Genomic DNA, 12,863 nt, shown 5'->3' on the forward strand with positions numbered 1-12,863 from the left:
GGAGCGGCGTGACCGCCAAGCTCGACTACACCTGGAACCTGCGGGAGATCATGGCCGCCCGCGGCATGTTCAGCACCACCGACGTCCGGCCACACCTGGCAGAACGCGGCATCACATTGTCCCCCACGCAGATCTGGCGGCTGGTCACCGAAAAGCCCGAAAGGTTGAGCCTGAAGGTTCTGGTCGCGCTGATGGACATTCTCGACTGCCGGATGGACGAACTGATCGTGCCGACCGTCGCTGCCGCACGCCGCGCCAAAGCCGTCGGAGACAATGCCGAGCCCGGCGACGGACCGCACAGCGGCCTCGGAGGTCTGCGGCCCAAGCGAGCGAGGATCACCGATTCATGACGCACACGACAGCCGAGCCCGAGCATGTCATCGCCGCAATCATCGCCAGGATCGACCCCACTGCCGACCAGGACGACCTCGCTGCACTCATCTGCGAAATGGTTCCCTATCAACGAAACCGCAGCAAGGCAGCCGACCAGTTGGCCGACCGGCCGGACCTGCTCACCGGCAACGGAGCGCAGGGCTCGGCGACCATCGTCGCGCTCATAGCTGAACTGCGCTCGCGCGGCGTCGTAGGCATCGTCGCCCCGGCCTGCCCGTTCTGCGACCGCGTAGTTCGCCTTAGCCACGGCCGAGACGGGCTGCGCTGCTGCAAGAGCTGCTGGAAGCAGGCTCACGCCAAGCCTTGCGCCCGTTGCGCACAGGTCACCACCATGGCCCGGCGCACTGACGGCGGCGAGTCGCTGTGCAGCAAGTGCGCCCGCGTCGAACCGTCGCTCCACGAGAGATGCAGCGGCTGCGGCCGACTCGCCCTCCCCGCCCGTCGCGACGGCGAGACGGTGCTCTGCAAGAACTGTTCCCAGCCGCCGACCACCACTTGCTCATCGTGCGGGCGCATCAAGCCGTGCTTTCAAGCCGACACCGCGACCCCGCGATGCAAGAACTGCGCCGACAAGCTACGCGCCGAACCCTGCTCGGAGTGCGGACACAGCCGCGTGGTCAACCGCCGTACCCCTGACGGCAAGCCACTGTGCAAAGAATGCGGATCACAAGGCACCTGCGCGGGATGCCGCCGCGTTCGGCCACTTCGCAGCAACGGCCTGTGCCAGACCTGCCACAAGCACGACCCCGCAACCCAGCTCGCCTGCAGTCGCTGCGGTGCTATCGGATCCCAGCACCGCCTCGGAATCTGCGTTGCCTGCGCCTGGCCGACGGAAATCCGTAGACTTCTCACCGGCCCCAGCGGCACCGTCCGCCCAGAGATCGAGCCGGTCGCCGTGGCCCTGTCCGCTGCCGACCCGGCGACCGGACTTAACTGGACGGCCCGCCGTCGCACACAGAAAATGCTCGCCGATGTCGCCGCCGCCTCCGGCTCTTTGACCCACACGCAACTGGACGAACTGGCGCCCGCCGCGGCGGCGGCGCATCTACGCGCGATCCTGGTCGACGCAGGGGTACTGCCCGCACGCGACGAACGACTGGCCAGCCTGGAACGCTCCGCCGAACGCCGTGTCACCCGCGTTAAGGATCCGACAAGCCGCAAGATCCTCCGGAGCTTCGCCACCTGGCACCACCTCCGGCGCTTGCGCGCGACCGCCGACCACCAACGCCTGACCCAGGACCAGGTCGTCTACGCCGTCAACTCCCTCACTACCGCCGCGAACCTGCTGAACTGGCTGCTCGACCGAGGAATGCCCCTGGATACCTGCACCCAAGCCGACATCGACGACTGGCTCCCCAACGACCCCTTCTCCCGATCACGCAGCTTCGTTACCTGGGCCGTGAAACGAGGCCACGCCAGCGGAATCGATATCCCTCGATTCAAGAACGAACCCACCCGCGAAGTCTTCACCGAACACGACGAGCGATGGACCCTCGTCCGACGACTCCTCAACGACGACACCATCACGATCTCCGACCGCGTCGCTGGACTCCTCGTCCTGCTCTACGCACAGCGAGCCGCACGCATCACCCAGCTCACCACCAAACACGTGACCATCACTCCCGACACAGTCGAACTCTCGCTCGCCTCCACGCCGATCTCCTTGCCCCCGATCGTCGGAAACCTTGTCCTGCAACTACTTGACGAAATGCAAACCGCAACGAAGTCAAATCAGGAAGGATGGCTCTATCCAGCACCACGCCTCGGCCAACCACTCGCTCCACGCGACCTGCTCACACGCCTACGCACCCTAGGCATCTCGCCGACTCTGGGCCGCAACACCGCGCTCATGGAAATGGCTGCCGAGATGCCGGCCGCCGTGATCGCGAGAATACTCGGGATCAGCATCGACCGTGCCACGCGATGGGCACACGACGCCGGCAACACCCGCCCCAGCTACGCAGCTGAACTCACCCGCCGCAGCCAATTTCACAACCTCTAACACCTGCCCTTAACAAACAACCGACAGCAACAAACAGACGTTAAGCAACCCTAGTCGAGCTGCCCGCGGATAAGCGCCTCACGAAATCCGTCAACATCAGGGAACAACACGCGCCGACGTCGGTTATATGTACGCTTGAGCGGGTCTCTGAGCTTATCCTTGACGGCAGCGGGGATTACAATTGCACAGAAAGGAAGGCTAGCTGGGCGTCCAGGGCCCTTTTCTGCAGAAAGTAGCTTGCTCAGCTTCTCGGCACCAGGGGCTTGTCCAATGGGATTTACTCCCAAGACGCCGGGTACCTTATGACGCTTCGGTACAGCACTGCCAATGAAGAAGCCCTCCTGCGCTTTCATTCGTTCATCAGGGAGCGCTGGAAACGCTCTAAACATCTGTCGCCCAGCGGTAGATTTCTTCAACGCCTGACTATAGAGGGCGCCGAGAGGATTCGACATATGCTCCCATGTCTGACCCTGCTCGCCATGTTGGAAGGTTTCATACCATGCGGTTTTGGTGACGTCGATCGCGAACAGCACACCCGGACTTCGGCGGGCACCGCCAGACTCGTTCGGCCTGTGCTCCTCAGTCGCGAACCAGAGCGCCGTCATCGGGTTCGCAGTCACATCCAACAGGCGAGTCGGAACACCATGGTGCTGCAAGACGGCAAGCATGTGCAGGTCAGTCGCCGACGACCCAAGGTCACGGCCGAGCCCCCAACGACGCGCTTCCTCTAGGATTTCAAGCTCACGAGCGCGGACCCGTTCCTCCGTAACCTCGCCACCTTCGCTCCGAATCTCTCGGAACAGCGACGCACTGAGGTCCCAAGACGCATCGTTCTGGCCTCTCCAGGCATACGTCCGGTCCTGCGCAAACAGGGCGATATGGCTGATGATCCTGAACAGCTCATGCGGCGTGTCTACCTGAATGCCCCACCCATGGGAGAGCCAGCTGTCGAACGAAGGAGGCTTCATGCGCCAACCCTACGGCCCTTCGAAGCTTGAAGCATGTTCCGCGCCGGCGCACTCGTCGGGCGGCAGCGGTGAAGTAGTCTGCACATCACCAACGCAGACCGAGTGCGTCAGATCCGTAGCGGCCTACTGGCCACTTGCACCATCTGGCTTGTGTCCAGTATCCGTCGATTTCGCGAGCATGACAGCAGCCCATGCTAGGCGTGTCCCCGCTGGCGGCGGCGTCAGATTCCATTCATACGCATGAACGAGTGGGACGCGCCCCAAACCTTGCAGTTCCGACGTTAACTTCCGCTGATTCTCATCCGTCCAAAAGTCAGCCGTCACACTAATCGCCGCATCCTCAAGGAGGTCGATTGCCCCGATGAGCGTCCCTAGACACTGCCGCCACAGTTGGTCGTAGGCGAATTCCGCTAGATGTGCACGAAATTCCGGCTTATCAGTGATGAGTACGCCGCCTGACGTTCCCCATCCTCTACGCATTGCTTCCCCAGCCGAAAAGTGTAACGCACGACTTGTTGCAGAATGCAGGTATTCGTATTCGTCACTTAGAGATACCCGCTCCGCAACCCATCCTGCAGAAGGGAGCGTCCCTTGCCATCCCCACTTGCCACGAAGCCGCTGCAACTCAGACTTGATATCGGGCAGTGTCGCTGCGCGCGCGTCGACAAAACCTGGTGGATACCAAAGGTGGACGGTCATCTCCACGTCGCCGACGTAGTTCCGCTGCGCGATCAACGCCCGTACGGCATCCCATTGGCCCATTGCCAGCAGCAGGGTGTCCGCCTCACTACGCGCCATAGCGGCAAGGAACGTAGCCCACATTCGTTCTTCAAGGAATGCTCGAACGAAGCCAACTGTGAGATGCCCTTGCCCGGCCTGCCCGAGCGCAATCGCCCCTTCAAGCGCGTCTCGCTGCCTGCGCACGCAGTTGTTGATCATAAGAGCCCGCAGGTCCGGGTTCGATTCGCCCCAAGTCAGCGGGTTGATCTGAACCGCGCTGCCGAGTCGCGCAGAGAAAGTCTGCAACGCCTCAAGGCGACCGCCCGAGGACTCATTCGCCACGGGGTTAACCTGATCATCTACCACTTCGAGCCGTCCATAGATAGGTCATGCCTAGCAGCGCTGGTTGCGCCTCAGCGTACCCCTCGTCGACAGGGTCATGTTCTGGACTATCGCGAACCTTCGACCTCAGACGATCTCCGATACCACCGTCTCACCGGCTGTGGTGCGGATTGGCCGAATCGCCTGCATGGTCGCGAGGGGGCATGCACCACACGAGACTCATGGACCCATTCCGCAAGTTCTGATACCCGGGGTTACCAGTACAACGGAACCTACCGCTTCCCAGCCGTGAAAGCCCGCCACCAAACCAATCTCGCCTTCGTCCTCGACGACCTTCCCGGCTGGGAATCGGCCATGATCCGTGAACTCTCAGCGTCACGGTTCACCGGGAAGTTCATCCGCGTCCACGACGCCGGAGACTTCTTCGACGACCCCTACACCCTGGGATGGTGCCGCGTAATGCGCGCCTGCCCGGACGTCACGTTCTACGCCTATACCAAGGAAGTCCTCCGATTCAAGCGGCTGATCGAGCCGGATCCGCCCAGCAACTTCCTGTGGGTCTACAGCTTCGGCGGCAAGGAAGACGCCCACATCGACCCCAGTCGCGACCGGGTCGCCGACGTCTTCCCCGACACCGACGCCATCACCGCGGCCGGATGGTCCTCGCAGGAAGCATCAGACCTACTGGCCGTACTCGGCCCGCGGCTCGTCGGGGTACCCGCGAACAACATCCCGCACTTCCTCAAACGGATGGACGGGCGGCGACTGTCGGAATGGCAAGCCGAAATCGACGCCGACCATGCCCGCAAACGACGCCGACACCTCCGGCTCGTACCCGGCACGAGCCCGGCGGTCCCGTCGCCGCAAAGCCTTCCGCGCCCGGCGGACGTCGATCGCCACGCAGCCTGAACGCCTGATTTCCCCCAGTGCAGAACGGAGTTCTGATGTCTTCTCCTCAATCCGTGGCTGCCTACGCGGAGGCGTTTACCTCTCCCTTGCAGGACTACCTCCGCGATCCCGGAGGCGCGATGCACGCCCTGCTCGCCGCGGTGCGAGACGTCGCCGTGTCGTGGGGGCCGGTCGCCGGTCCCGCGCTCGCACTGGCCTGGACCGGCGCCATCCTCGGGCGCCGATGGTGGATGCGACGACGCCATGACCAGATGGCCGCCGGAGCCAGGCTGGTCACGGTGTTCGCCCCGCCCACCGTGGACCCGGGCGGCGCCGAGGCGCTGTTCTCCAACCTGGTCGGACTCTTGCGTCCCGGCTGGAAACGCCGGATCCACGGCCAGCCGCACATCGTATGGGAATACGTCTTCTCCCACGCCGGAGTCGCCGTCCGAGTATGGCTGCCCGGGATCGTGCCGCCTGGCATGGCCGAACGCGCGATCGAAGCGGCCTGGCCCGGCGCCCACACCCGGACCACTCCGGCCAAACCACCGATCCCGGAATCCACGCCCGCGGGAAAAGCCGTCGAGGTCATCGGCGGGGAAATGCGCCTAGCTCGCAGCGAGGCACTACCGATCCGCTCCGAATTCCCCGCCGACCCGGTCCGTGCACTGCTCGGGGCGCCGGTAGGGCTGGCTGCCCATGAACGTGCCGTCGTGCAGATCCTCGGACGCCCGGTCACCGGCTCCCGTGTCCGCAAGGCCCGCCGAGCCGCCCGCCACGTCCGCACCGGAAGCTCCACGAAGCTGGCCGGGCGTCTTCTGGACCTGATCACCCCGCATGCAGGGGGAAGTAAACCCCGCACTAGCGCGACGAAGCCGGTAACCGATCGCCAGACAGTCCTGGAGAACTCCGCACAAGACCGTGTCATCGTGGCCAAGCAGCGCGGTTCGCAGTACGAAACCCGGGTCCGGTACGCGGTGGCCACCTTGGTCGACAAGCACACGACCCGCACGGAGCGGGCTCCGGTGCGGGAACACTTACGCGGGCGCGGACATGCGATCGCCTCGGCGTTCGCGGCCTACAGCGAGCACAACTATTACCGTCGGGTCCGGTTCCCGCACCCGATCCAGGCGCTGGCCGAACGGCGTTTCACGTCAGGCGACCTACTCTCGATCGCCGAGCTGGCCGCGCTGGCACACGTCCCCACGGACGAGGCCGTGCCCGGTCTGCAGCGCGCCGGAGCGAAAGCGGTCCCGCCACCACCAGGGATCGCCACCGAAGGCCCCGGGGTCAAGCCGATCGGGATCACCGACTCCGGCCACTCCCGACCGGTGGGCCTGCGCGTTGCCGACGCCCGCCACCATGTACACATCCTGGGAGCTACCGGTTCGGGCAAAAGTGAGCTGATGGCGCGGATGATCCTCGACGACGCCGACGCCGGCCGAGGACTGGTCGTCATCGACCCCAAGGGCGACCTGGTAGCCGACACGCTGATGAGGTTGCCTTCCCGGCTGGGGACGAAGGTCGTGCTCTTCGATGCCGACAGCCGCTCCCGCCCACCGGTGCTCAACCCTCTCGAGGGGGACGATACCGCTCGCACCGTGGACAACCTGGTCTCGATTTTCTCCCGCGTGTACATCTCCAGCTGGGGTCCACGCACCGAGGACATCCTTCGCTCGGGCCTGCTCACCCTCCGCGAACTGCCAGGCACGCCCACTCTGACCGACCTGCCGAAGCTGCTCACCGTGCCCGCCTTCCGGCATCGCGCGCTCGAACAGATCTCCGACGACGTCCTGACCGGGTTCTGGACCTGGTACGACGACCTGTCCGACGCAAGCCGGGCACAAGTCGTCGCGCCCTTGATGAACAAGCTCCGCGGCCTGTTGCTGCGCCCGTTCGTACGCGCTTCTCTCGCCGGCGGCGGGTCCACCGTGGATATGGACGAAGTGCTCGACGGCGGCATCTGCCTGGTACGCCTGAGCAAGGACGCGCTCGGGTTGGATACCGCCCGGCTGATCGGCTCGATCATCGTGGCCCGGACATGGCAGGCCGCGACCCGGCGTGCCCGGATTCCGCAACGCGACCGCCGCGATGCCTCGCTCTACATCGACGAGTGCCACAATTTCTTGAATTTGGCATACCCGATGGAGGACATGCTCGCCGAGGCACGCGGCTATCGGATGTCGATGACGCTCGCGCACCAATATCTGCGCCAGCTCTCGCCCGAACTGGAAGAAGGCATCAGCACTAACGCCCGCTCGAAGATCATTTTCTCGGCGTCACCCGAAGACGCGCGTCACCTGGCCCGGCACACCGCTCCCCGGCTCTCCGAACACGACCTCGCCAACCTCGGCCGGTTCCACATCGCCGCTCGACTGGTGCTCGATAGCGAGGAAGTCCCCCCGTTCACCGCACTCACCGAGAAGCTCATACCTGCAATTCCGGGGCGCGCCAAGGAGATCCGTCGGCTCGCACGGGTGAATACCGAGCCCCGGAGTATGCCGTCACCTGTCGAGAACGTCCGGCCCGTGGCGTTCGATCCCCGACGAGCGGCCTGACACACCGCCCGCTTTTTCCGTTGCCGCAGATCGTTTCCGCGCGCTGCGCGGGTTTGGAGGTGCACGTCCCGATGGTCAGCAATCCCACTTCTCAGCGACAGCTGCGCTCGCACCGGCCGGAACGTCCCGTGGCGCGCGTGCTCAACTCCGTCGAGCACCACGCCTGGCTGGCCCGGCATCTCACCGACCGCGATCGGTGGCTGTGTCGGATGTTGTTCGAACACCACGTTCTCACCAGCACCCAGATCATCGACATCGCCTTCACCGGCAGGCGTGCCGCGAACCTGCGTCTGCGCAACCTCTACCAATGGGGAGTGGTGCACCGGTTCCAGCCGCACCGCGACCGCGGCTCGCACCCGATGTACTACGTCCTCGACACTGCCGGGGCTGTCGCCCTCGCCCGCGAAGCCGGCGTCGACCCCAAGGAACTGGGCTACAGCCGTGAGCGCGAGATCGGGCGCGCCTTCTCCTTGCAGTTGGCCCACACGGTGGGCTGCAACGGCCTTTTCACCGCTCTGATCCGCCGAGGACGTGAGCCTGGGGCCACCGGCATGCTCACCACGTGGTGGTCCGCTGCCCGCTGCGGCCGGCACTGGGGCGACATCATCACTCCGGACGGCTACGGCCGCTGGCGCAAGGGCAACCGAGAAGTCGAATGGTTCGTCGAGTTCGACTTCGGCACCGAGCAACTCTCCCGACTGGCGGCCAAGCTGGCTCGCTATGAACGCCTGGCCGACACCACGGGGATCACCACTCCGGTGCTGGTGTGGGTGCCCAGTGCCGCGCGTGAGTCCAACGCACGCACGGCGCTGGCCGAGGCGCTCAGGGGGCTTCACCGGCCCGCTCGTGTGCCGGTGGCGACGACCAGCGGCGAAGCCAGCGCCGATCCACTCGACATGGCCGCGCCCCGCTGGCGACGAGTCGACGAGCTCGGCACCACCAGCCGGGTAGCCCTGGCCAACCTGCCAACGCTCTGGCCCAGTCTCCGCGCACCGGCACCGACGGCCCCGCACCAGGCGAGCCAAACGTCCGCGATCCCGCGGCCGGAACTCGCGCCCCCGTCCCCCATACCGCCACCCGACAGCAGCGGTCGACGAAGGTGAGCGGGCATGGGCAAGATCGTCGGCACGAGCGTGACATTGGTCCTGGTGCTCATTCTCCTCATCGGCGGCGGCGCGATCGCCGTCGTGCAGACCGTGTTCGGCTCCACAGGCAGTGGCCTGAACTGCGCTCCGACAGGCACCACTCTCGCGACGGCGGGATACGGACCTCAGGAAATGACCCATGCAGCAACGATCGTCGCCGTCGGGGGCCGTACGCACGTCCCCGAACACGGCTGGGTCGTCGCCATCACGACCGCGCTCACCGAGTCGCGGCTGAGGAACCTCGACTACGGCGACCGCGACAGTCTCGGCCTGTTCCAACAACGCCCGTCCATGGGCTGGGGAACCCCGGATCGGATCATGGACCCCAGCTACAGCAGCGAACAGTTCTACCGCCATCTCCTGGCAATACCGAACTGGCAAAGCATTCCTGTCGCCGAAGCCGCCCAGTTAGTACAACGCTCAGGATTCCCGGACCGATACGCCCACTTCGAAGAGACAGCCCGGCAGATCGTAGCCGCCGTTCACGGCGCCACATGCACAACCGGCACGCCGGGCCGGCTACGCACCAAGTGGCCGCCCGAGCAAGCCACCATGCCCGATCCCACCAGCGGCGGACGAATCACTCCACGCACCCTGCAACTCGTGCAAACACTGCGCACCAACGGAATGACCGGAAACGGGCTTGGCTGCTTCGCACACCGACCAGCCAACCAGAACTCCGACCATCCACAAGGCCGCGCCTGCGACATCATGTTCAACCCCCGGAGCCAGCCATCAGTAGCCGTAGGATCGCAAATCGCGAACTGGCTCATCGCCCACCAGACGGACCTGGGCATCCACTACCTCATCTGGCAGGGGCAAGTACTGGTCAGCTGAGAAACCAACATGGGACACCTACCGATCCAACGCGTACGGCTGCCCCAACCCCGACAACCTCACCGGCTGCCACTACGACCACATTCACGTCTCGGTGTATTGACAATTGTCGCGTCACGCCCTCATCGAACACGCTGGCCGTCCTGCGACCGAATGCCATCCCCGGGGCACGCCCACACGCTTGACGACAAGCGTAGGAGCACGTACTCTGCAGTCCAGCATACCCCATGGGGGTATTTATCGAGGAAGGATTAATTAATGAATATTCACACCTGGAGGACTAGATCCCATCGTCGCCCCAACGGCTTAAGACAAATCCGCGTGGAGATTGCAGTAACTATCGCCGAACGTCATGAGACACCCTTGTCCGGCAAGACTTACTTGCGTGCCAATAATTATGCGGCACGCATAGAGTCTGCGGTGAGAGCCTTCACCGACGCACTCGCAAGCGAAGTTCAGATCCTCGACGTCCACCACCGAGCCATGAAGCTGCGCATCACGGATGAGTTTGAAGGCGGAACCACCCCGGCTCGGAGCCAGGACGGAGGACCACACCGATGACGTAACCGAACCGCCCAGGACGGCAGCATGGGGCACCGAAATCCGGAAGCAGCGCCGGACTGCCGACTACCGCCTGATCGACCGTCCATGAACTCGTCGGCAAAACACAGCATCAGGTCACTGCTGTTCGGTTGCATCCTCCACCCATCGGCAGAAGTGTCGACCCAGAAGCGTGACCACCAACCTTCCACCCTGCGTCGCACCAGGTTGTCCAACCAGGTCCGAGCAGGACGTAGGGCACACCGGCGATAGGAACTCGTGCGCACTGCAGACCAGCCCGCTTAGCTGAAGGAGATGCATACGGTTCTAATATCCAGCCGACGTGCCCGGCTAGGCCCCAAGGTAGATGGTCGAGTTCGCTGTCAACTGGTTGTTTCGCTTGTGCAGAAGCTTCACAAGATCGGCAGGACCAGTGAGCGCTCGGAGGTCGTCAGTCGTGATCACCAAAATCCGGATGCCCCTGACGAGAGCGCTCGCCCCGATGGCGTAGGAGCGACTGCGATGCTCCGCGTGGCCAGTGATCCCATTAGCTGCCGCGAGGACGCCCAGCTTGCAGCCTCGGTCGGCTACTACGTTGACGAAGTACCCGAGGGTCGTACTGTCAACGGGTGCTGACCAGTTCTTGCACTCGACGAGGAAGTATTCAGGCAGAAGAGGCAGTCCTTCTGGCAGGCGCATGTTGCTGACTGACAGATCAGCTTCTTCCGTGCCGTAATGGTTTAGCGCGTTCCGCGCAACCTCGCATCCCGGGATCGACGACATCAGGTAGTCGAGGAGGTTTTCGTAATTGCGTCCCCGCCTGCGATGGGTGGCCCCACCGTCTGCTCGCCGGAGATACGCCTCGACCCGCGCTGTATATAGCGAGCTCATCCGATGGGTCCACCGTGCACGATGGCGTTCCTTCTATTACGCAGCACGGCGGCCAAAGTCTGGGTGCGTAGTTGCCGTACAAGATCCGTGATCTCGAATGCGAGGACCATCGGCGACGAGCCATCGGGCCATTTGATCGCCGCCGAACCAGTCGCGAAGCAGATCAGGACGCCAAAGCCAGCACCATGCTGAGCGACGTAAGCACCCAGCTGGGCAAGGGTCGCTCTCCGGACATGAGTCTCTCGTAGCAGCTTGAACTCGAACAAGAGTGGGTCAGGGAAGAGGGTCTCCGTGCCAGGGACCCACCCGGCTGCGTCGTAACCGTCGTCTCGCCGCCCCCCTTCCTCCACTTCAGCTCCAGCAGCTCGCAGCAAGCGAAGCGCAATCTCCTCAAACCGGTGCGCGATTTCAGCTACCATGAGCGGCTCGACGCGCAGCGCTTCGAGATCTCGGCTGACTTCGTCCAATAATCGGTGATCGACTATTGGTGCGTCCTCCCCTATTCGCCCGTTGCTGCTGCCAAGCGAACGCATGAACCGCGTGAGTCGATCGGTGAGCGCTACTTGGTTACGAAGCGAGATCGGTGCCAGCGGCAGAGGCGCAAGCGAAGCGTCGACCCTTCGTGACGGTTCGGCGATGAGCAACACGGGAGTACCTCGGCCGATCGCGACACCGATGTCGAGAAGAAGTGCCGAGGGTGTCTCCCAGTGGGAGCGTTCCGGAAAGACCGCCAGGATGAAGTCGACGTCAGGTAGCCAGTAGCCAGCTGAGCCCGAGGGCGACGCCGGGAACGCCCGATCAGGAGTAACGACCTCGACCTCAAGCTCTTGCAGTGCCCGGTGAAGGGCTGACAAGTCGGATTGATACTCGACCACCAGGTAGCAACGCACTGCAAGAGCATAGGCTCTCACTCCTGCGGACGTGTTCGCAGGAGACGTGGCTGCACCTTGCCCGGATCAGGTTCTTCAGTAGCGCCGTCCCCGCGATCAGTCTTGTGGGAAGCCGGACGGGAGCCGGCAGGACGAGGTCCGCGACAAGTTCGTCGGAGCACCGCGGCCCCCGGCCGGGCTAGTGGGGTCCCTAGCCGTCAGCTGAAGCACCTTTGAGGTGGTTGTAGAGATTCGCGCGGCTGAGGCCGACCTCACGGGAGATCCTGGTCTTCGGTACGCCGGCCTTGTCCGCCTCCTGGATGTCGGAGAGCCGTTCAGACCGTTCGACTTTCAGCTGCTTGGCCAGAAGCTCTTTCATTTCGTGCAGCGAGCCTTCGACTTCTCGGATGCTCTCTAATGCAGTCTCGATCACCTCCACCCGATGTCGGCGGACGCGCAGTTGCGCGATGTGCTCCTCTTGGTCCATCTGCGACCTCTCTCGCATGGTCCGGGCCAGTCGAACTTATGCATCCAACCGTGTCGACCTAGACACCCTAGCGAGACATCCTGAGGACGGGGCCGCGGGAGCTTCGTACCCGCGGGGATCTCCTTGGTCACGCAACCCCGGCCACCCGCTGTCCACCTTCTGAGGCCGTGGATACACGAGGCACCGACGACGATCATCTCTTCGGTGCAGTTGAAGGCCGGAC

At 64.0% G+C, this 12,863-nt stretch carries 10 protein-coding genes and 1 pseudogene; 6 read left to right on the forward strand and 5 right to left on the reverse strand.

The window, feature by feature from the left end; all coding sequences use genetic code 11:
• The first annotated feature begins 8 nt into the window (after positions 1-8).
• Together ACZ3HL_RS42330 and ACZ3HL_RS42335 are read left to right on the forward strand one after the other, a co-directional pair.
• Positions 9-350: a helix-turn-helix domain-containing protein gene (locus ACZ3HL_RS42330; RefSeq protein ID WP_465537463.1), complete on the forward strand. Its 342-nt coding sequence runs from the start codon at positions 9-11 to the stop codon at positions 348-350.
• Complete coding sequence (locus ACZ3HL_RS42335; protein WP_465537515.1) at positions 347-2,395, forward strand: hypothetical protein; 2,049 nt, start codon at positions 347-349, stop codon at positions 2,393-2,395. The genes ACZ3HL_RS42330 and ACZ3HL_RS42335 overlap by 4 nt, the downstream gene beginning before the upstream one ends.
• Positions 2,396-2,445: 50 nt before the next feature.
• On the opposite strand, the gene ACZ3HL_RS42340 is transcribed toward ACZ3HL_RS42335, so the two are convergent.
• Together ACZ3HL_RS42340 and ACZ3HL_RS42345 are read right to left on the reverse strand one after the other, a co-directional pair.
• Positions 2,446-3,363, reverse strand: coding sequence for an FRG domain-containing protein (locus tag ACZ3HL_RS42340; protein ID WP_465537464.1), 918 nt, complete (start codon positions 3,361-3,363; stop codon positions 2,446-2,448).
• A 123-nt stretch (positions 3,364-3,486) separates the two neighbouring features.
• Complete coding sequence (locus ACZ3HL_RS42345; RefSeq protein WP_465537517.1) at positions 3,487-4,425, reverse strand: hypothetical protein; 939 nt, start codon at positions 4,423-4,425, stop codon at positions 3,487-3,489.
• A gap of 255 nt (positions 4,426-4,680) precedes the next feature.
• Between ACZ3HL_RS42345 and ACZ3HL_RS42350 the strand changes: the two are divergent.
• The 4 genes and pseudogenes from ACZ3HL_RS42350 to ACZ3HL_RS42365 form a co-directional block, all read left to right on the forward strand.
• Positions 4,681-5,334 (forward strand): annotated as a pseudogene (locus tag ACZ3HL_RS42350) (GP88 family protein); the annotation flags it as partial.
• A gap of 35 nt (positions 5,335-5,369) precedes the next feature.
• The gene (locus ACZ3HL_RS42355) at positions 5,370-7,871 is read left to right on the forward strand and encodes a type IV secretory system conjugative DNA transfer family protein (RefSeq protein WP_465537466.1); all 2,502 of its coding nucleotides are present in this window, start codon (positions 5,370-5,372) and stop codon (positions 7,869-7,871) included.
• A gap of 71 nt (positions 7,872-7,942) precedes the next feature.
• Entirely contained in the window at positions 7,943-8,974 is a 1,032-nt protein-coding gene (locus ACZ3HL_RS42360; protein ID WP_465537468.1) for a replication-relaxation family protein, read from the forward strand.
• Positions 8,975-8,980: 6 nt separating this feature from the next.
• On the forward strand, positions 8,981-9,853 hold the full coding sequence (locus ACZ3HL_RS42365; RefSeq protein WP_465537470.1) for a VldE C-terminal domain-containing protein: 873 nt from the start codon (positions 8,981-8,983) through the stop codon (positions 9,851-9,853).
• A gap of 891 nt (positions 9,854-10,744) precedes the next feature.
• Here the strand turns inward: ACZ3HL_RS42365 and ACZ3HL_RS42370 are convergent.
• The 3 genes from ACZ3HL_RS42370 to ACZ3HL_RS42380 all read right to left on the reverse strand — a co-directional run bounded on the left by ACZ3HL_RS42370 (position 10,745) and on the right by ACZ3HL_RS42380 (position 12,640).
• The gene (locus ACZ3HL_RS42370; RefSeq protein ID WP_465537471.1) at positions 10,745-11,284 is read right to left on the reverse strand and encodes a restriction endonuclease; all 540 of its coding nucleotides are present in this window, start codon (positions 11,282-11,284) and stop codon (positions 10,745-10,747) included.
• Positions 11,281-12,174, reverse strand: coding sequence for a hypothetical protein (locus ACZ3HL_RS42375; RefSeq protein ID WP_465537472.1), 894 nt, complete (start codon positions 12,172-12,174; stop codon positions 11,281-11,283). Before ACZ3HL_RS42375 ends, ACZ3HL_RS42370 begins: the two co-directional genes overlap by 4 nt.
• Positions 12,175-12,364: 190 nt before the next feature.
• The gene (locus ACZ3HL_RS42380) at positions 12,365-12,640 is read right to left on the reverse strand and encodes a hypothetical protein (protein ID WP_465537474.1); all 276 of its coding nucleotides are present in this window, start codon (positions 12,638-12,640) and stop codon (positions 12,365-12,367) included.
• Positions 12,641-12,863: the final 223 nt, after the last annotated feature.

Source organism: Amycolatopsis sp. NPDC000009 (assembly GCF_055563465.1).